General features: G+C 39.9%; 16 protein-coding genes. 9 read left to right on the top strand and 7 right to left on the bottom strand.

Annotated elements, in window-relative coordinates:
• Positions 1–152 precede the first annotated feature (152 nt).
• The 9 genes from CO230_RS10765 (at position 153) to pckA (ending at position 14,319) form a co-directional block, all read left to right on the top strand.
• Positions 153–2,963 carry a SusC/RagA family TonB-linked outer membrane protein gene (locus CO230_RS10765; protein ID WP_122028598.1) on the top strand — a complete coding sequence of 937 codons (2,811 nt, stop codon included), beginning with the start codon at positions 153–155 and terminating at the stop codon, positions 2,961–2,963.
• 12 nt (positions 2,964–2,975) lie between these two features.
• A complete protein-coding gene (locus tag CO230_RS10760) occupies positions 2,976–4,376 on the top strand; it encodes a RagB/SusD family nutrient uptake outer membrane protein (RefSeq protein ID WP_228438138.1) in 1,401 nt (466 codons plus the stop codon).
• 99 nt (positions 4,377–4,475) lie between these two features.
• Entirely contained in the window at positions 4,476–5,150 is a 675-nt protein-coding gene (locus tag CO230_RS10755) for a hypothetical protein (protein ID WP_122028596.1), read from the top strand.
• 197 nt (positions 5,151–5,347) lie between these two features.
• A complete protein-coding gene (locus tag CO230_RS10750; RefSeq protein WP_122028595.1) occupies positions 5,348–7,276 on the top strand; it encodes a putative porin in 1,929 nt (642 codons plus the stop codon).
• Positions 7,277–7,280: 4 nt separating this feature from the next.
• On the top strand, positions 7,281–8,867 hold the full coding sequence (gene bshC / locus CO230_RS10745) for a bacillithiol biosynthesis cysteine-adding enzyme BshC (RefSeq protein ID WP_228438137.1): 1,587 nt from the start codon (positions 7,281–7,283) through the stop codon (positions 8,865–8,867).
• A 37-nt stretch (positions 8,868–8,904) separates the two neighbouring features.
• A complete protein-coding gene (locus CO230_RS10740) occupies positions 8,905–10,767 on the top strand; it encodes a LysM peptidoglycan-binding domain-containing protein (protein ID WP_122028594.1) in 1,863 nt (620 codons plus the stop codon).
• A gap of 36 nt (positions 10,768–10,803) precedes the next feature.
• Complete coding sequence (fabD, locus tag CO230_RS10735) at positions 10,804–11,679, top strand: ACP S-malonyltransferase (protein ID WP_122028593.1); 876 nt, start codon at positions 10,804–10,806, stop codon at positions 11,677–11,679.
• Between the two features lie 5 nt (positions 11,680–11,684).
• Positions 11,685–12,596, top strand: coding sequence for a GYDIA family GHMP kinase (locus CO230_RS10730; RefSeq protein WP_122028592.1), 912 nt, complete (start codon positions 11,685–11,687; stop codon positions 12,594–12,596).
• Positions 12,597–12,714: 118 nt separating this feature from the next.
• The gene (gene pckA / locus CO230_RS10725) at positions 12,715–14,319 is read left to right on the top strand and encodes a phosphoenolpyruvate carboxykinase (ATP) (RefSeq protein ID WP_122028591.1); all 1,605 of its coding nucleotides are present in this window, start codon (positions 12,715–12,717) and stop codon (positions 14,317–14,319) included.
• A 797-nt stretch (positions 14,320–15,116) separates the two neighbouring features.
• On the opposite strand, the gene moaCB is transcribed toward pckA, so the two are convergent.
• From moaCB to glp, 7 genes are read right to left on the bottom strand one after another with little or no spacing between them, the layout of a single operon-like run.
• The gene (gene moaCB / locus CO230_RS10720; RefSeq protein WP_122028590.1) at positions 15,117–16,025 is read right to left on the bottom strand and encodes a bifunctional molybdenum cofactor biosynthesis protein MoaC/MoaB; all 909 of its coding nucleotides are present in this window, start codon (positions 16,023–16,025) and stop codon (positions 15,117–15,119) included.
• 17 nt (positions 16,026–16,042) lie between these two features.
• On the bottom strand, positions 16,043–16,471 hold the full coding sequence (locus CO230_RS10715; protein ID WP_122028589.1) for a molybdenum cofactor biosynthesis protein MoaE: 429 nt from the start codon (positions 16,469–16,471) through the stop codon (positions 16,043–16,045).
• Complete coding sequence (locus CO230_RS10710; protein WP_122028588.1) at positions 16,452–17,534, bottom strand: HesA/MoeB/ThiF family protein; 1,083 nt, start codon at positions 17,532–17,534, stop codon at positions 16,452–16,454. The genes CO230_RS10715 and CO230_RS10710 overlap by 20 nt, the downstream gene beginning before the upstream one ends.
• 11 nt (positions 17,535–17,545) lie before the next feature.
• Positions 17,546–17,773: a MoaD/ThiS family protein gene (locus CO230_RS10705; protein WP_122028587.1), complete on the bottom strand. Its 228-nt coding sequence runs from the start codon at positions 17,771–17,773 to the stop codon at positions 17,546–17,548.
• Positions 17,763–18,326, bottom strand: coding sequence for a molybdenum cofactor guanylyltransferase (locus CO230_RS10700; protein ID WP_122028586.1), 564 nt, complete (start codon positions 18,324–18,326; stop codon positions 17,763–17,765). Before CO230_RS10700 ends, CO230_RS10705 begins: the two co-directional genes overlap by 11 nt.
• 7 nt (positions 18,327–18,333) lie before the next feature.
• Entirely contained in the window at positions 18,334–19,059 is a 726-nt protein-coding gene (locus CO230_RS10695) for a TSUP family transporter (RefSeq protein ID WP_122028585.1), read from the bottom strand.
• Positions 19,060–19,066: 7 nt separating this feature from the next.
• The gene (glp, locus tag CO230_RS10690; RefSeq protein WP_122028584.1) at positions 19,067–20,242 is read right to left on the bottom strand and encodes a gephyrin-like molybdotransferase Glp; all 1,176 of its coding nucleotides are present in this window, start codon (positions 20,240–20,242) and stop codon (positions 19,067–19,069) included.
• Positions 20,243–20,264 lie beyond the last annotated feature (22 nt).

Genomic DNA, 20,264 nt, shown 5'->3' with positions numbered 1-20,264 from the left:
TGTAACGAGAACGCTTATTGTTATTGGTTTTATTGTAAATGATATGGATTTACAGCAATAATTTAGTACTGGTTTAGTATGTATTTAACAAAAAATTTTGGTTATATTAATATTTATTAACATATTTGCGTTCAATTAAAAATAGTGTTAATATGAATGTGAAATTAAAGGTGTTAACTGCCGGCGTATTATTTTTTACGGGACAGGCAGTAATGGCACAGAAAGATTCTCTGAAAACAACTAATATAGATGAGGTAGTTGTAGTTGGATTTGGCCAGAAGAAAACGGTTCAAGAAATGACAGGTTCTATTAGTACCATGTCTGCAGAATCAATTGATGACGTTCCAGTTGCATCGGTTGATAAAATGCTACAGGGTAGAGTGGCTGGTGTTCAAACTGGGGCTGCTTCTGGTCAGCCGGGTGGATTTTCGAATGTTAGAGTTCGTGGTATTTCTTCAATAAATGGCGTTACATCTCCTATTTATATTGTAGACGGGGTGCGCGTAGCTAATGGTGACTTGACTACCAATAATACGACTGCGAATATACTCGCGAATATGAATCCAGATGATATTGAGAATATAACGGTACTGAAAGATGCTGTTTCTACTGCAGTATATGGAGCTGACGCAGGAGCCGGGGTTATTGTAATTACAACAAAATCTGGTAAAAGAGGAAAGCCAAGATTCAATCTATCTTTCAATACTGGTTTTAACCAACAAGCAGTTAAATCTCATCGAGGGTTAACTGCTGCAGAGTATAAAGAGTATTTGAAAGATGGATTAAATAATTTAAGAGGTACAAGCAATACAGTTGAAGAATATACTGCTGGCGTTTTTAATAATGCTACGGTGCTTTCTATCTTTAGATCAGAAGCTGATACTAATTGGGCAGATTTAGTTAGAAAAGATGGGTACCAACAAAATGCTGATTTTAGCATGTCTGGCGGTAGTGATAAGTTTACTTATTATGCCTCAGCTAACATGTTTGACCAAAACAGTATTGTGAGGAATTCTTTCTTCAAGAGATTGTCTTATAGTACAAAATTAGGATACCAGGCCACGGAGAAGTTGAAATTAACCACAGATTTTCAGATTTCTCATGGTAAAACCAGAACCTTAGGAGAAGGAGGCGGATTTGCTAACCCAATGTTGGCTCAATATTTTAACAGACCGACTGATCCTGCAAGAAATCCGGACGGATCTTGGTATTTTAGTCCAAGTAATAGCAGGCTGAGTAATAACATGTTCAATCCAGGCTATCTTTTGGAAAATAATTATAATGAAGCCGGTTCACTAAGAGCATTTGCTAACTTAGGTGCGCAATACGAAATTATCGATAATCTCACCTACAGATTAGTGTTTGCTCCGGAATATATCAGTGTAGAAGAAGATACTTACTGGAATCCTGTTCATGGTGATGGTTATGCTTATGGTGGATATCAACGAACTTCTGTAAACAGATATTTCAACTTTAACATCCAGAATATTTTAGATTACTCTAAAAAATTCGGAATGCATAATGTAGGAGCATCTTTGATCCAGGAAGCTTATAAATCCGACAGAAAATTCTTAAGTGCAACGGGTATTACCGTAGGTTCACCAGAATTGACGACTTTGTCTAATTTTGTAGTTCCGTATGGCTATAGCGGTACACTTGATATTTCATCGAGATACGGTTATGCAGTTACTGCACATTATGATTATGACAAACTTGTGTTGGTCGACGGATCATACAGAAGAGACGTATTGTCTCAGTTTCTTCCTGGAAAAAAAGCTGGAGATTTTTGGTCTGTTGGTGTGGGCGTTGATTTAGCACGACTTAATGCTATTAGAGAAATTGATCAAATTTCCCTAATGAAGTTGCGAGCATCTTATGGAAAGTTAGGAAATCAAGTTTCTGCAAACCCATATGCTACTTACAGTTTCTTAGCTAATTACGATGATACTGCTGGAGCAACTTATAACAGGGTCTTTAATCCGAATTTATCTTGGGAAACTGTTAATCCATTAAACATTGGTTTAGATTTAGGATTCTTTAGAAACCGTGTGACTCTTTCTGCTGAATACTTTAACAAGGAAACTAAGGATCTAATTTATAATCTTCCTTTGTCCAGAGCACAAGGGTTGGTGAATTATGTAGATAATGTGGGTACCTTGGTTAATAAAGGATATGAGTTTACACTTAAAGCAGATATCTTTAGAGGAGATAGAAACCAAATCAACTGGTCTGTAGGTGCTAACGTGTCCACATTAGAAAATGAAATTACTGAGCTATATGGCGGTACAGTAAATACCGGGACTACTACACTAAGAGTAGGTGAAGGAGTACGTACATTCTACCTAAGAAAATGGGCAGGTGTAGATGCTGCTAATGGAGACCCACTTTGGTTTATTAACGGAATTGACGGTGAAACAACAAATAATTATAACTTAGCTCAGCAAGAGGTTCAGGGTTCATTTATAAGTGATTTGTATGGAGGGGCCAACACAAACCTTTCTTATAAAGGATTTGATCTAGATTTACAGTTTACTTTTGGAATAGGAGGCAAGATTTATGACGATTGGGCATCCTATACATACAGTGACGGTCAATACACCCTTAATTATCCAGGTTATGGAGATGTCATGGGGGATTATTGGACACCAACCAATACAACTGCTAGTAATCCTAAGCCAATCATTAACGGAAATAAGAGATCAAACTCAGCGTCTACAAGATTCTTATACGATGCTGATTTCATCAGATTGAGCAACGCCAGACTTGGCTACACTTTTGATAAAGGATTATTAACAGGTAGTGGTTTAAACTCTTTCCAGGTTTATGTAATGGCAAACAATGCATGGACTCACAGATTTGATGACCGATTGAAATTTGATCCTGAAACCAACGTATCAGGTTACACAAACTTAGCTTTACCAGTATTAAAATCATTCTTGTTTGGTGTTAATATGTCTTTTTAAAATTATATGAAAATGAATAAAACAATAAAAATAGGATTACTTTCAATTGGGCTTGCAATTACAGCAGGTTCATGTTCAGACGACTTTGTTAACAGAGAGTTTTACCAAGAGATACAGCAAGCGCCGTTGACAACCTTAAATGAGGTAGAGGCGTTTGTTAAAGGGGGATATGTTTCTTTAAGAGCAAATACTTACTATGGTGCAGACTTTCTTGCCTATGGTGAAGTAAGATCGGACGAAATGATCAGTAATTTAGCAGGGGGTTATTACCAAAATGTAATGAATTATACCATGCTTTCTAATGATACGTATGCTGTGGGTACATATTCGCAAATCTATACTTTGATTGCTAAGGCCAATATTCTTATCAATACGGATATGTCTACAATAAAGGGAAGCGATTTAGACCGTCAGGATGCAAGATATGCCCAAGGGCAGGCATATGCCTTGAGAGCAATGGGATTCTTTGATGCACATAGATTATATGGTCAAAAATATACAGGTGGTACATTGGGTATAGTATTGCCATTGAAGTATGATCCAAAGGCAATAATGCCTCGAGCAACCATAGCAGAAACAGAAACTCAAATTGAATCTGACTTCAATAGAGCCCTACAGTTAATGACTGCAAACGGATCCGTAAATAATGTAACTAAAACAGAGCTTACAATTAATGCGGTTAAAGGTATAGCTTCAAGATTTTATTTATATAAAGGAGATTACGGTAAAGTTAGAGCGTTTACTAACGATATCGTTAATTCTGGAAAATATAGTGTACCATCCGCATCATTGTTGCAGGAAACATTTAGATTTTCTTTGAATGGAGCCGCTCCTAACTCAATTTTCGAATTGGCAGTAGGGATCAACGCCTCATTATCTACGAACTCTTACAGACAGAGACTTAATCCTAACGGTTATGGGAATATTGTAGTGAACGCAAGTACTTTGGCTGCTTATGCTCCGACAGATGTGAGAAGAACTTTCATTACAACTTCAGGTGGTCAAAGATATCTATCTTTCAACTCTAACGCGAACGGTATTGGTAAATATACCCAAGGTGTTGGTGCAGATAATATCAAGATGTTACGTTATGAAGAAATTCTTCTAAACGGTGTTGAGGCTGAATTGAACGGAGGTGATCCAGCAAAAGCCTTAACTTACTACAACATGATCGTAACAAACCGTGGGCTTCCTGCAGCAACAAGTGTTGATATGACTATGTTGAAAGCTGAAAGAATGAAAGAACTTTTAGGTGAAGGTCTACGTCAGTGGGATTTAAGAAGATGGGGTGATGCTGTTCCAAGACCGGCAGGGGCTAGTACAGACGTTAATCTTAACGCATTCCCAATTCCAAGAAGCGAAACAGATTTGGCTAACAGCCCAATTGTTGCAAATCCAGGATATGACAATTAATATTTAATACCGAAAGTATAATAATAGATTAGAAGAGTTGCATAATATGCAGCTCTTTTTTTAATCTTTAATTTGTATATTTGTTTTTAATCTAAGTATATGAAGTCTTTATTGGTATCCATATTCATACTTTTTGAAGGTCTGGCATTTTCACAGGTTGGTAATGAAAATATTTCTTTTTCCTCGGGCACTTTCTTTATGAAAGCTAACAGGCCAACTACAATAGATCATGTAGTTGAAGGTAATCCATATATTAATAGTAAAGATTTTAAGCAGGTTTTAATTGATGGTTACAGTCTAAATGTCCAAAAGTTAAGGTATAATGCATATGAAGATGAAATGGAATTTGAAGATGCTAGTGAGATTTATTACGCTAATAAGCAGGAAGGATTAAAAATTGTATTTACTGACAATAAAAAAACTTATCAGATTCTTAATTATTCGCTTGATAACAAACATAAATTTGGATATCTGGTTCTACTTTATGAACATCCTAATATTTCTTTATTTAAACGAGAAAAGGTCGAACTGCTAAAAGGTGAAAAAAGCCCTAGTGCCTTTGGCAAAGATGCAAATGATTATTATGCCCAACAACGCGATGTATATATAATTAGAAAAGGTACAACGTATTTTAAATTCCCTAAAAACGGCAGAGACTTCGTTAAAATATTATCGGTTGATAAATCTTCATTCGAAAATTTTTTAGAAACAAATAAGTTGAGTTTTAGTAGAGAAGAAGACATTATCGAAATGATGGAGTATATAAATAATTAATATTCTTATTTTCGAAGAATTTAAACAGTTTTCTTCATAAACTCTAGTATTAAATCATTATATACTAATACAAGAGAACAGGCAATCAGTAGTTCATACTACCGATATTTACATAAATATTTAGCCACTGTGCGGACAGTTCAGCGGGGGTTTTTCATTCCCCCATATTTCTTACATTTGTACACCAAACAAAACAAATGAAATATCTTCTGTTCTGTATCTTATTTTTCGGGTGTACGCTCCAGGCACAGGTCATCAATAAAACCGATTCCAACCGCGTGAAACCACAGGATACGCTCGTAATCGATTCCGGTACAAGAGACTCCCTCGAAATCTTTAAACCTACCATCTACGATTATACTTTTCAAACACGCTTCGGCGAGAAAAAGATTTTCGATACCGCTTTTACCCCCGACAAAACGTTTGTTTTTTCACAGTATAATAACCGCGATAATTTTGGTCGCATCCAGTTTGCCAATATAGGCGCGGGCTTTCAGCCGTTAATCTACGAAGTGAACCCAGAGCGTAATCTCTCGCTACTGCCTACCAATAAATCTTTCTTCATCCAGGGAATTAACGATATTAAATATTACGATGTAAAAACCCCGACCACCGCCTTCATTTATCATAATTCAGTGAGCAGCGGTGCCGCCTTACAGTCTACTTATACCCAGAATATCGGTAAGAATTTCAATTTTGCCATAGAATATATGGGGCTGCGTTCGCTGGGGTTATATCAAAGGTCTTTGGCGGCGAATAACAACCTTACTTTTTCCGGGCACTATACATCAAAAGACGAAAAATATCGCGCCTTCGCGCATTTTACCCATCAAAATGTCAACAATGAAGAAAACGGTGGCATCGAGGATATCGACCTCTTTCTGAATGGCAACAGCAATTTCGATAACCGCCTGAACCTTCCGGTAAACCTGCAAAATACCAATTCACGCTTCTCTTACCGGCGTTATTATTTCAGTCACGAATTTCGGCCATTTGCCTTAGAGAAGTTTCCGTTTAAAATCCGGCATACATTGTTTCATCAGGGAAATAAATATTATTATATCCAGGGAGCGCCGGAAGCGTTTTATTTTGAAACCAATAATGACTTGATTGATTATCCGCTGTCCTCAAAGAAATACTCGAAAAACCTCAGTAATACGGTAAGTGTGCTTTTCGATAAAGAAAAATTCAAGCTCGATGCGGGGGTTCGTCACCAGCACATTATATTGGGTATTGGGGAAGCTTTGCCTTCCGCACTGGCCATCCCGCAGGAATTGTCTGAGAACCGACTTGGTGCTGTGGGCCGTTTGCAGATAAGGCTTTGGGATAAAGTGGCGCTTGATGCTGATCTTGAGATTTCTGGTGGAAACGCGTTCGGGAGTTTTCTACGTTCTGAAAATATCCTAAGGTTCGAGCCCTTCCCAGAATATTTTGTAAATGCAAAAGTTAATTTCCAGACTTCCGCGCCTACTTTTCATCTGTTGATTAACCCTTCGGTTTACCGCCGTTTCAACTATTACCTCAATGATCCGGCCAACGAGGCCATCACTGAAATCGGCGGCTCGGTAAATTTAAAATGGTTTAAAAGCTCGGTATATGCCAATTATTTCAGGGTACAGAATTACACTTTCGTGAATGCCGAAGGTGTTGCGCAGCAAAGCAGTTCTTCTTTGAATATTTCACAGATTGGCGGGCAGGCTACGTTTTCGTTAAAGAAGTTTCACCTCAGTCCGCAGTTGCTCTTCCAAAGTGCGATTGGCGATACAGGGCTGTTACCGATGCCTAATTTCATCGGACGCGCCAACCTTTACTGGCAATCAAAAGTATTTAAAGATGCGGCAGAGATCCAGGCCGGGCTTAAAGTGTACTACTTCTCGAAATTTGCTTCGCGCGAATATTTTCCGGTGCTTAATGAGTTTATGCTGCCGGGGAACAATGCGCACTCCATTGGTGGGCAACCGGTGGCAGATGCCTATTTTAATCTGAAGGTGAAGCGCATGTTCTTCTTCATTGAGGCACAACACCTGAACACTGTTCTTTCACAAAATAAATCGTTTACCGTCCCGAACTACCCGATATATGATTTCCGCCTGAATCTGGGAATCGTATGGTATCTTTTCAGTTAAAATTTTGAAAAAACATACTTCCATACCGTTCTTAGAGCTAGAGAGCATCCCGCTACTCATTAAGGATTTCCTCATGAAGAAAGTGCAGGGCTATGAAGATCATATTCTTTCGGCCGATAACCTGCGGAAACAGCTTTCAGCCAAGGAGAAAACTTTCTTGCAACCGCAGCGGCAATTGCTGTACGAAGTACTTGCGACACAACACGCGCATGTGGAAATTTCTGAAAAACAGCACGCAAACTTAGAGGGTTTACGCTCTCCGGATACTTTTACCGTCACTACTGGGCACCAGCTCAACCTATTTACAGGCCCGGTTTTTTTCATCTATAAAATTCTACAGACCATTCGTTTGGCTGATGATTTATCGCGTGATTTCCCGGATAAGAAAGTCGTTCCGGTTTTTTGGATGGCTTCGGAAGATCATGATTTCGAGGAAATAAACCATTTTAAGACCGAAAATGGCTATTATGAAACCAAGGCAAAATCTGGTGGTGCGGTTGGCGAAATTATAGTGGGAGATGATTTCTTTATATCAGCGTTCGGACAAGAATTCAGTGATACCGTTTTTGGGACTGAACTGGTCATGCTGATGAAAAAAGCCTATAAAAAAGGTCATTCGCTGGCCGTTGCTACCCGTATTTTGGTGCAGGAACTTTTCGGAGATTATGGCCTGTTAATGATCGACGGGAATGATGCAAGGCTTAAAAAACAGTTGATCCCGACATTTAGAGACGAGTTGCTTCATCAGAAGCTGGCAAAAACCACCAAATCCACAGTAGAATCGCTAATCGAGCAATATGGTAAAGTGCAGGTAAACCCACGCGACATTAACCTTTTTTACCTAAATGAGGAACGAAACAGAATTGAATGCAACGATGGGAAATACAGCATTGTTGACCAACCGTTTTCTTTTACCGAAGAAGAAATCCTGCAAGAATTACACGAGCATCCCGAAAAATTCAGTCCAAATGCATTGATGCGCCCTGTTTTTCAGGAAACAGTATTACCGAATCTGGCCTATATCGGTGGTAATGCAGAAATGATGTATTGGCTGCAACTGAAACCTTATTTTGATACTTTGGCGTTACCGTTTCCCGTGCTGGTCCCACGGAGCTCGCTGCTATTTGTAACGGATAAAACACTTTCAAAAGTGAATAAACTGGGACTTCAGATAGAAGATTTCTTCAAGAACTTTGCCTTGGTGACCAAAAATTTGCTGCTTAAAGATAATGAAATCTTAGCGCTGCTTCAAAAGAGTGAGGAGGTGATAGATGCCCAATTCCAGGAGATTATGGATAAAGCGGCGACCACAGACCCGTCATTCGGTACTTTGGTTGACGCGGAAAAAACCCGTCAGTTGAAATCGTTCCACCGAATGCGGAAAAGGCTTTTGCGTGCCGAAAAAATCAAGCAGCAGGAGAAACTTCAAAGGCTCGAAAACCTTTTCCTTACGATACATCCGGGTAAAACCTGGCAAGAGCGGGTGTATAATTTCTCGGTCTTCTATGCGGATCATGGCAGGGATTGGCTTCAGACTTGTTATCAGCAATCGGCCACTACAACCCCTGAACTTATTATTGTTTCCATTTAATTTTAATGCACTATTTTTGTAGATATTTCCTTTAAAAATGACGAAAAAGATTTTCATCACCTCCGGTTTAATTGCATTTGCCGCTATGAATGCCCAGGCCATCCACACGGTGGTAAAGGGTGATACACCGTATAATATTTCTAAGAAATACGGTATTTCTGTAAATGAGTTGTACCAGTTAAACCCAAAAGTGCAGGACGGAAAAATCTCTATCGGCGAATCGCTGGTTGTAAATAAATCTACTGCCAAAACATCGGGCACTGCCCAGCCAGCACTCGGTAAAATTGTGCTGAAGCCCAAGCAAACCATCTATGGGATCACCAAGCAATACCAGATTTCGGAGGCTGAACTCCGCCGGTTGAATCCCGAATTAGATTCGCGTATGAAAATTGGTGATGAAGTAATATTGCCCCAAGCCAATATTGCCAAATACGGCGATGCGACTGCTCCTGTACCAGTGGAAGCCAATCCTGCAGTAATCTCACAAAGCCCTGCTGATATAAGTATTGATGAAAATACCTATCAAATACAGGAAAAAGACAATTATTACAAACTTACACGCAAGTTTAATCTTACACAGAAGCAACTTTTCGCACTTAATCCAGGCCTTGAGGAAAAAGGATTGAAACCAGGCGAATTTATCATCATTAAAGGATCAGTAGCAGAAACTTCCGCACCTAAAACGGCGGAAACAAATACTTATACGACTACCAGTGTTTCTGATGAGTACGTCACTTATACCGTACAGAGTGGGGATACTGTTTTTGGTATCCTGAACAGATTCGGGGTTGCGCTTGATGAGTTGCTTTCCCTTAATCCTCAGCTTTCCCAAGGATTGAAGGCTGGTATGATACTTAAAATCAAGAAACTCGAAGCCGGATATGTGAAAAAATCTGGCGACGCACTGAATGTGGTGCTTATGCTGCCTTTCGGGTTTGATACCGGGGATGCCAAGTTCCGTACACTTTCGCTGGACTTCCTTACCGGAGCCAAACTGGCCATCGAACGCAATGCTTCAAAAGGCCAGAAACTTGATATTAAAGTGATTGATGCGGGTAATGAAGCAAGTTTCAAAAACTCCCTTACCCAGATAAATGCTGGAAATACCGATTTGATCATTGGGCCATTTTTCAAATCAAGCGTGCTGCAGGTACTGGATTATGTGAAAACGCAGAAGATCCCTGTCGTAGCGCCGTTTGCAAATTCTGATGATTTACTGAAGTTTGATAATCTTATTTTAGTTGAAACGAATAAATTAGTTTATGCGGAGAGAATCGTAAAAGAGGTAAAAGACGTGTATTCTGACCAGAAGATTTACATAATGTCAGATTCCGATAAATCCAATGCGAACTATCTTAAGACCCAATTGGATAAAACCTTAAGGAACGCCAGCGTTATTGTGGTAAATTCGGCTGCGGACATCAAACTCGATCAGAATATGATGACGGGGCAGGCAGTCCCGGTAATCGCTATACTTGCCAGTGAAGAAGATGCGGACGGCGAGGCGTTTGCAAACAGGATGATGGCTCTCTCAAAGGAAGCAAATAACATCCGCGCGTTCAGTATGTATTATTCCCCGGTTTTTGAGAGAAAAGTAGATGAGCTCAGCCAAGCCAATCTGGTGTACCTGATGGACAGAAAAATTGATGCAGAAGGCAGCTTCGAGAAGGAAATACTTGCCGAATACAAACAGAAATACTGCAAAACACCACCAAAATATGCCATCATTGGTTTCGATATCGTGAATGATATGCTGAGCCGCGAAAATAAAAAAGGAGAAATTTTTAAACAAATCAATAAAGTTCAGACACAACTCGCTACTAAATTCGAGTTTGAGAAAACCCGCAATGGCGCTTACGTCAACAAGGGTTACCGCGTGGTACGTCTGGTACCGAACTAACAGCATAAAATAAATTATACCGTTCAAAAAAAATATATGAAAGCACTTGTATTTCCTGGGCAGGGATCACAGTTTGTAGGGATGGGAAAGGAGTTATATGATTCCCGGAAAGACATCAAAGATTTGATGGATTCTGCCAATGAAATTTTAGGTTTCGACATAATTTCTCTCATGTTCCGTGGGACAGACGATGATCTTAAAAAAACAGAAGTCACTCAACCTTCTATCTTCATTCATTCCGTAGCCGCGCTGAAAGCGGTGAACGGACAGGGTGCCGCCATGGTTGCCGGCCATTCTCTTGGCGAATTTTCTGCCTTGGTGGCAAACGGCGTTCTTTCCTTCGAAGACGGATTGAAACTGGTTTCTGCACGCGCCAAAGCCATGCAGGAGGCGTGTGATGCCAACCCAAGCTCCATGGCCGCAATTTTAGGCCTTGCGGATGATAAAGTAGAACAAATTTGCGCCGCTGTTGAAGGCATTGTAGTGCCGGCCAATTATAATTGTCCGGGGCAATTAGTAATTTCTGGGGAGACATCCGCGGTTGAGCGTGCGTGTGAAAAAATGAAGGAGGCAGGTGCCAAGCGCGCTTTGTTATTACCGGTTAACGGTGCTTTCCATTCTCCGCTGATGCAGCCTGCACAGGAGAAACTGGCTTCTGCTATTGAAAACACGCGTTTCCGGAAAGCGACCATCCCTGTGTATCAGAATATTACAACCACAGCCATCACCGATCCTGAGGAAATCAAACAAAACCTCATCAAACAGCTTACAGGCCCTGTAAAATGGACACAATCTGTACAGAATATGATTAAGGACGGAGCCTCCACCTTTATAGAAGTAGGCCCGGGTAAAACGCTTCAGGGATTAATTAAAAAAATCAACAGCGACGTAGATGTTTCTACCGCTATTTAATAAACATGACGGGTAAAATTTTCTCTCCGGGGAAACTCTTGCTTACTTCAGAATATACCGTGCTTGACGGTGCTTTGGCTCTTGCCGTACCTACAAAATGGGGGCAAGAGTTTTTTTTTGAAGAAATTCTTGGCAATGACAGCCTCATTATTTGGGAAGCGTATCATCAAAACCAGCCATGGTTAAAAGCACGCATTAATTACCAGACCTGGGAAATTGAAGAGACCAACCTTCCCGAAGCCGCTCTTTTCATTGTAAAAGTGTTGAAGAACATACAGCGGCTGTCTGATCAGAAATTACAATCGGTTGATATTTGTTATAAACTACGGACAAACCTACAGTTTCCCGCAGATTATGGCTTGGGCAGCAGTTCCACATTGATGAATAATCTTGCAGAATGGGCTGGTATCGACGCCTTTTTGCTGAACCAGGAAAGCCTCGGTGGCAGTGGTTACGATATCGCTGTGGCAAAAGAGCGGTCTGCGGTACTCTATCAGACCTCCGGAAATGAAAGAATAGTGCAGCGCGTGAGGTATGCACCATCTTTTAAAAATCAATTGGTTTTTGTGCATTTAAATCAAAAGCAAGACAGTCGCGAAGGCATCAAGATGTATCGTTCCCGCGAAAAATCAAACGCATTGATCGAGTGGTTTTCAGCACTGACAAAAGAAGTGATTCTGTGTGAAGATTTGGATGCTTTTTCTGAAATGATGACACTTCATGAGCAAAAATTGTCAAACCATCTTTTAATAAAAACCATCCGTGAAAAATTCTTTCAAGATTGCCCTGTTTTCGTGAAAAGCCTCGGGGCGTGGGGCGGCGACTTTATCATGACCAGAAAATTCCAGGATTACGAGGCATACTTCAAGGAACTTGGCTTCAGTAATATTTTTGGATGGGATGATATAATTAATTGATAATCAGCTGAATACAATCATTTTTATTTTCTGATGAATATCAGTACTTTTAGAACAAGGAAAATCCTTAAGTATTACTAAATTTGTTACTCAAAATAAATCAGAAATAAGAGTAGTCATGAAGAACATCAAAATCATTCAGCAATTACACAATCTGGGAATCACTGGTTACCAAGAAGTCATGTACAACCCTACCTACGAAGAGCTTTACAAAGCTGAAGTTTCTCCGGAAAACAAAGGTTTCGAGCAAGGGGTGGTAACAGAATCGGGCGCTGTGGCGGTAAAGACCGGTATTTTCACAGGACGTTCGCCAAAAGACCGTTTCATTGTAAAGGATGATGTCACCAAAGACACCATTTACTGGGATGGCAAAGTAAACTTACCGACTACTGCTGAAGTTTTTGAAAGTTGCAAACAGTTAGTACTCAAACAGCTTTCTACCTCTAAAAAATTATATGTAGTAGACGCATTTTGCGGTACCAATCCGGATACAAGGCTTAAAGTGCGTTTTATTATGGAAGTGGCTTGGCAGGCACATTTCGTAACCAATATGTTCATCCGTCCTTCAAATTATGAACTTGAAAATTTTGGCGAGCCCGATTTCATCGTGATGAACGGTTCTAAAACAACCAACCCAGATTGGAAAGAACAAGGTTTGAATTCAGAGAACTTCGTGATGTTCAACCTTACCGAGAAAATCCAAATCATTGGCGGTACATGGTACGGAGGGGAAATGAAGAAAGGGATGTTCGCGATGATGAACTACTTCCTCCCACTGAAAGGTATGGCCTCTATGCACTGTTCTGCTAACGTAGGTGACGATGGGGATGTAGCCTTATTCTTCGGACTGTCCGGAACCGGTAAAACCACCCTTTCTGCCGACCCGAAACGTTACCTGATCGGTGATGACGAGCATGGCTGGGATAATAACGGCGTATTTAATTATGAAGGTGGTTGTTACGCGAAAGTGATTGACCTAACCGAAGAAAAAGAACCGGATATTTATAAAGCGATCAGACGCGATTCGTTACTCGAAAATGTGGTTGTAAACGAAGCTGGCGAAGCAGACTATACTGATAATTCAATTACCGAGAATACTAGGGTATCTTATCCGATTTATCACATCAGCAAAATCGTATTGCCATCTAAAGCCGGCCATGCGAAGAAAATTGTTTACTTATCAGCAGATGCTTTCGGCGTATTGCCACCGGTTTCTGTACTGAACGATGACCAGGCACAATACCATTTCCTTTGCGGTTATACTTCTAAACTGGCCGGTACAGAGCGCGGCATCACGGCGCCAGAGCCTTCCTTCTCACCAGCATTCGGGGAAGCTTTCCTTACACTTCATCCAACGATGTATTCAAAAACATTAATTGGTAAGATGAAAGAACATGGTGCAAAAGCCTATTTGGTAAACACTGGCTGGAATGGTACCGGAAAACGAATTTCACTGAAAGATACCCGTGCGATAATTGATGCGATTATTGATGGTTCCATCGATAAGGCAGAGAAAATTACAGTGCCTATCATGAATCTTGAAATTCCTACCGCGCTTCCTAATGTATCAGAAGGGATTTTAGACCCACGTGATACCTACAAGGATGTTGCAGAATGGGAAGAAAAGGCGCGCGATTTGGCTGCACGCTATATCCAGAATTTCGAGCAGTATTGCGACAACGATGAAGCAAAACGTCTTGTTGCGGCAGGGCCACAACTTTAGATATATTAATTTTTTTGTACAAAATTCCCACAGTTTTAGGCTGTGGGAATTTTCTTTATATGATATTTTAATTTTAAACAGGTATGTAAATGTGCTTTCACAAATCATTTTACACGGACTATCCCACTAAAGGGTAGGTGTGCGTAATATAGCAGTTCATTTCCATCCAAATGCTTGAAACCTTCTGACATAAAGATATATCGGTCACCTTGTCGTTTATAGATGTATACCTTCGTACTGGGGGTAAGCTTAATTTTTCTAAGATAAAATTTCAGGTAATAATTACCATTTTTTTTCGTCAATTTTCCAGTCATCAGTCTTAAAGAACAGCGCATTTTTCTTGCGGAATAAATTTAAAATCATCATGTGTTTGTTTCTGCGAAAATACAAGTTTCTTACAGATAGTTATTACCAAAAAATGCCCAAATTTATGAACAGCATATCTTTTATAAATGAAAAATAACCCACTGATGTGCAGTGGGTTATTGGTTAAAAGTGGAGTTGGAGGGATTCGGACCCTCGTCCCAACAAGCAATACATAAGCTTTCTATATGCTTATTCTGTGTTTCATTTTCGACTGCAAACAGAGCATAGATATCCAATTTACAGCTTAACTTCTAAATTTTCGATCCCGAACCGAAGTTTTACCGGACCAATCTGAAATTAACGCAAAATGTCTTAAAAACAGACTGAGTTAATTTTATTTCTACACCCAACCGCAGTAATCAACGCTTCAATAGAGTTGAAAATCGCCGAAATTGTGTGAGAGGATATTTTTACTATATATAAAGTTAATACTAATGTTTTCCTGAATGTATCATTTTGAAAATATGTAGAACTGACGGAAAGAGCGCTTCCATAGATTCTTTTGCACCATTTGTAGAACCGGGTAAGGCGATGACCAATGTGTCACCAATGAGCCCACCGATGCTTCGTGACAAGATAGAATAGGGCATCCGGTTTTGCCCGTATTGTCTTAAATGTTCGCCAATTCCCGGGATTTCTGTGTTCAGGATAGGTTTGATGGCTTCAGGTGTAAAATCTCTTTTAGAAAGCCCTGTGCCACCGGTAATCAAAATCAATTCTACCTTATTTGAAATGTATTTCGCAATTTGGGTTTGGATATTTTCTACACCATCTGGTATAATATCATAACTGCAGATTTCTACTGGCTCGGATTTCAGTTTCTCCAAAATGATTTTTCCGGAAAAGTCTTCTTTCTTACCTTCTGAAATGCTGTCTGAACAAACCAGCACTGAGGTTTTTATAGGTTGCTCGAAGTGCTCTTTTTTATCCGATTTGCCACCTTTTTTTTCTAATAGCCTGATGTTTTTAATTTCAATCTCTTTATCAATGGGTTTTAGCATATCATAGAACGTAAGTGCCACTACAGATGCGGCGTGCATCGCCTCCACTTCTACACCAGTTTTGTAGATGGTTTTTATTTCCACAAAAATGGAAACCTCCAAACCCGAAATCTCATAACTGATCTTGGTATATTCAATAGGTAGCGGATGGCAGTCGGGTATCATATCCGAAGTTCTTTTAGCGGCAAAAAGACCGGCAGTTTTTGCCATTTCGAATACATCACCTTTCGGAACGGTCTTGTTTTCCAGTGCCAAAATCGTTTCTGGCTTGCTTACAGCTACGACTGCTTTTGCCACAGCGATTCTTAATGAATTATTTTTATGCGTTATATCTACCATCTAACTTGCTGTATTTATTAGTTATTCTCTTTCCATTGATGGGTTTCATCTTCAAAGATTTCCTTTCCCCAGATCGGGACTTCGGCTTTTATCCTCTCTACCAGTTCGTCACAGGCCTGTTGGGCCGCCTTTCGGTGTTTGGAAGAAGTAAATACGAAAAGACAGATTTCACCTGTCCCGATTCTGCCTAAACTGTGATACATGTGCATACAGACCAATGGGTATTTTGCGAAAATATCTTCCCGAATTACCTCAAATTTATGCTCGGCAAGTGCTTCATAAGCAGTAAATTCTATAGCTTTTACAACCCTCCCTTCTATTTCGTCTGCCCGTACCTGGCCTAAAAAAATGGCGTGTCCACCGATATTGGTTTTATGCTGATGATTCGCGATACTGGTCGCGATTTTTTCCGGAGAGATGGCTCCGTTAACAAAACTTTTTTTCATCTTCAAATATATTTATACCATTTTCGCAATGGTAAAGTTGCTTCAGTGGAAGGATTCCTGATATTTCATCAAGTGCTTTCCTGCTCCTCACCCCGCTTTTACAAATAAACACCAAAGTGTCAAATTGCTGTAATACGTCAATTTTATCGGATAGTTCAGATAATGGAATCTCTAGTGTTGAAAGGGTAGATATTTTCGGTAATTCGTTCTTCTCCCGAACATCAATCAAAACAGCACTTTCTTGCCTTAAAGCGGCTTCCAGATCGCTTAGTTTTTTCAAAGAGATGGCGTTGGTACAAAAAAATCCATAGTTTTTTTGAAGGATTTCGTCTTTAGAATTTGGCAGAAAAATCTTGCTGTTCTTCGAAATGGAAAGTTGGGTGATTTGATTGCTCAAACTGTTGAATAACAGCATTCTTCCGCTATTGACTATCCCGATTTTGGTGATTATTTTGATGACTTCACTTGCTTGCAAACTTCCTGTAATCCCTGCTAAGGTACCGATAACACCGGCTTCGTTACAGTTAGGGACTGATTTGTCATCAGGGATTTCCGGAAAAACATCGCGAAGATTATAAGGAACGTCGCCGTAATGAAATACGGAGACCTGTGCTTCGAATTGAAAGATAGAAGCATACACCAATGGTTTTTTTAGTAGAGAGCATGCATCATTCAGCAGATACCGGATTGAAAAATGATCCGTACAATCTACTACCACATCATAGCCTTCAATGAGGGTGAAAACAGAAGCTTGATCTATGAAATAATCATAAACCTCCAGTTTGATCGCGGAATTTAATTTTGCAATTTTCTCCCCGGCTGTACGAGCTTTATTTTTACCTATTTCAGTTTCATTATAAAGTACTTGTCTTTGCAAATTGCTGATTTCTATTACATCGCCATCCGCAATTCCCAATTTCCCGACGCCTGCAGCTGCAAGGTATTGTAATACAGGAATGCCCAACCCCCCTGCTCCCACCACCAGCACTTTGCTGTTTAACAAGTGACTTTGAGCTTCAGCACCGAAGTTTGGCAGAATAATCTGTCTGGAATATCTTTGCATTTTTTAAGGTTTTATCCGCCAGAGAATGGGGGCATTATTACGATAGATTGCGGTTGTGTGATGATGTGATCTTCTTCAGAAATCAGTTCGTCGTTGATGGCTATTTTGTAATGCAGCGTTTTCAGCGCTGGGAACTGCTCTTCTATTGCTGTTTTAAGTTCTGTAAAGCTTATAGGAAATACCAGTTCCAGTTTTTTATTTACAATCTCTGAAATTTTGCCGAAAGTTTTAATTTCCATTTTCAAGTATTTTTTCTGCCGTTTTTAATTCTTCAAAGGTATTGATATTCATTTTCTCTAACATCGAAAAGTTGAAGTCAACCTTTTGATAGCTGTTTCCATCTAAAAAGTCCATCAATTTCAACTTGTTCTGCTGTATGCTTTTTTCAACCTGTGTAATAATCTGATGAGGATAAATGCCGAATAGCGGATACATCTTGGTGTCTGAAAACGCCAGTGTAAGTTGGTTTTCCTGATGAGCTTCCATCATTTTAATAAAATGGTTTGCAGAAATAAAAGGCGTATCTACACTGATGACCAGGCAATCGGATTTCGCATCTCTCAAAGCGGTAAAGATACCCCCCAGCGGTCCTTTTTCAGGATAGTAATCTTGGATCACCGGCAGGTTAAAGTTCAAATATCCAGGCTCGTGCGCTATGATCTTTATTTCTTGAGCAATGTTTTGCAGCGTCTCTATTAAATAAGAAACCAAAGGTTTTTGATGAAGAAGCACCAGTCCTTTGTCGGTACCCATCCGTGAACTTTTCCCGCCCGAAAGAATATAGGTTTTCATTTTTTGATTATGTGGTGAAAAGTTTAAAGCAAGCGATGATAAGCACCAGCGCAAGTGTATACTGAATCCACTGCACTTTGAATTTTTTGGCCCCGAAAAAGCCGCCTAAGATACCGCCAATGACGGTGAAGATAAGGATCTGTGTAATGTTTTCGGAAAACTGTATGGTAGAGAAACTTTTACCCAATAATCCTGCCAATGAATTTACAAAGATGAAAATAGCACTTACTGCCGCAGTTTGTTTTACAGTACACCAACCTAAAAGAATTAAGATTGGGCTTAAAATAATTCCGCCACCGATGCCCAATAGACCTGAGAGTAAGCCGATGCCCAAGCCCAAAATGATCAGTATAGGCAGATTTTGTTTGACAGAAAATTGTGTTTTCGGGAAAATCCCCAAAAATTTGGCTATCGGTATCAATAATATAAGTCCCAGGATCACCTTGTAGATACGGTCGTGCAATGTCCAAATGCCACCTAAGAAGGCCATAGGAATAGAAAATGCGACCAGGATGAAAAACAGTTTATAAGGGAAATCGTCTTTCTTGAAAAACTGCGTGAATGAAACAAAAGAAACAAACAGGTTTAAAAAAAGCGCATTTGTTTTTATTTCATTTTGAGGGAATGCAAAAATGGCCATCAGAGCAATGTAGCCGCTAGCTCCACCGTGGCCAACTGAAGCGTACAGAAACGCCACTACCGAGAAAAGGACTAAGATTAGATAAGTATCCATACCAATTTCAAAACTTGATTATGTGCACTTTTTCACCTATCTGAAAATGGTCTCGGTTTTCCGGAAGGATGGCAAACGCGTTGGCTCTGGCATAAGCATCCATTTGATACGATAATTGGTTTGGCAGGATCTCTACCTTATTGTTTTCTACAAAAGCTTTTACAAAATGGGTGAGCCCTGTTTTTTTCGTGTAATCAGTCAATAGGATGCCGGCTTCTTTTTTGTCAAAACGCTCATCACCCATTTTTGCGTTTATAAAGGGTTTAAGATAAGCATGATAGCATGTCACTACTGCACTGGGGTTTCCGGGAAGCGCGAAGATTTCTGTATTTTTCAAGGTGCCGAAAAAAAGAGGTTTCCCGGGTTTCTGCTTTACTTTGTAAAAGGATTCCTGTACGCCTAATTCCTCTAAAACTGGTTTTGCAAAATCATAATCACCAACAGAAATGCCTCCTGTTAGTACCAGGATATCAACTTTTTCAATACCTTCCTGAATTGTTTTCCTTAGTTCATTTTCGTCATCATCCACCCAAACCGAAAACGCAGGTTCTATGCCCAATCCCAGTAACGCGGCAGTTAGAAAAACAGCATTACTCTCGTATATTTGATGGGCTTGTAGTGGGGTGCCCGCCTTTACCAGTTCCTTGCCAGTAACAATGATCCCTATTTTGGGTGGCGAATATACCTTTAGTTCAGATATCCCAAAAGTGGCTAAGAAGCCGATGTATTCTGCTGTTATCCTTGCGTTGGATTTCAGGATTAAAGCTCCCCGCTGTGTCTGCGTTCCTTTCCGTCTAATGTTGGCGTTTTTTTTAATGGGTTTTTGAAACTTCAGCATTCCATTTTCCACTGACACATTTTCCTGGGGAATCACCGTATCCGCATTTTCGGGAATAGGAGCACCTGTAAAAATTCTGGCGGCTTCTCCTTTCCCAATGGATAGAAGCAGGTTTGTTCCTGCCTGGATTTCGCTGATTGTTCTAAGCGATGTGCCATTTTGATAATCTTCATACCGAAAGGCATATCCATCCATCGCTGAATTATCGAATGTAGGGACATTGATAGGGGCAAAAACATCTTCTGCCGCCTGTAGATGAAGACACTTTGCTAAAGGTAAAGTTACTTCCTTATGATCTTTACTTCTGTTTTTTAGAATTTCTATTGCAGATGGATAGCTTATCATGGGTTTTCGGATGTTTTTTAGT

Origin of the sequence: Chryseobacterium sp. 6424 (assembly GCF_003692615.1) — a bacterium.
GTDB lineage: Bacteria > Bacteroidota > Bacteroidia > Flavobacteriales > Weeksellaceae > Kaistella.
Note: the sequence above shows the minus strand (reverse complement) of the source record. Positions and strands in the feature narration are given on the sequence as shown.

Bases quoted from the DNA above. Each gene is read 5' to 3' on its own strand.
- CO230_RS10750 (WP_122028595.1), top strand. From the start codon at position 5,348: ATGAAATATCTTCTGTTCTGTATCTTATTTTTCGGGTGTACGCTCCAG.
- CO230_RS10700 (WP_122028586.1), bottom strand. From the start codon at position 18,326: ATGAAAACCTATATTCTTTCGGGCGGGAAAAGTTCACGGATGGGTACC.
- fabD (WP_122028593.1), top strand. From the start codon at position 10,804: ATGAAAGCACTTGTATTTCCTGGGCAGGGATCACAGTTTGTAGGGATG.
- CO230_RS10705 (WP_122028587.1), bottom strand. From the start codon at position 17,773: ATGGAAATTAAAACTTTCGGCAAAATTTCAGAGATTGTAAATAAAAAA.
- CO230_RS10755 (WP_122028596.1), top strand. From the start codon at position 4,476: ATGAAGTCTTTATTGGTATCCATATTCATACTTTTTGAAGGTCTGGCA.
- CO230_RS10695 (WP_122028585.1), bottom strand. From the start codon at position 19,059: ATGGATACTTATCTAATCTTAGTCCTTTTCTCGGTAGTGGCGTTTCTG.
- pckA (WP_122028591.1), top strand. From the start codon at position 12,715: ATGAAGAACATCAAAATCATTCAGCAATTACACAATCTGGGAATCACT.
- CO230_RS10765 (WP_122028598.1), top strand. From the start codon at position 153: ATGAATGTGAAATTAAAGGTGTTAACTGCCGGCGTATTATTTTTTACG.
- CO230_RS10760 (WP_228438138.1), top strand. From the start codon at position 2,976: ATGAATAAAACAATAAAAATAGGATTACTTTCAATTGGGCTTGCAATT.
- moaCB (WP_122028590.1), bottom strand. From the start codon at position 16,025: ATGGTAGATATAACGCATAAAAATAATTCATTAAGAATCGCTGTGGCA.
- CO230_RS10710 (WP_122028588.1), bottom strand. From the start codon at position 17,534: ATGCAAAGATATTCCAGACAGATTATTCTGCCAAACTTCGGTGCTGAA.
- glp (WP_122028584.1), bottom strand. From the start codon at position 20,242: ATGATAAGCTATCCATCTGCAATAGAAATTCTAAAAAACAGAAGTAAA.
- CO230_RS10715 (WP_122028589.1), bottom strand. From the start codon at position 16,471: ATGAAAAAAAGTTTTGTTAACGGAGCCATCTCTCCGGAAAAAATCGCG.
- CO230_RS10740 (WP_122028594.1), top strand. From the start codon at position 8,905: ATGACGAAAAAGATTTTCATCACCTCCGGTTTAATTGCATTTGCCGCT.
- CO230_RS10730 (WP_122028592.1), top strand. From the start codon at position 11,685: ATGACGGGTAAAATTTTCTCTCCGGGGAAACTCTTGCTTACTTCAGAA.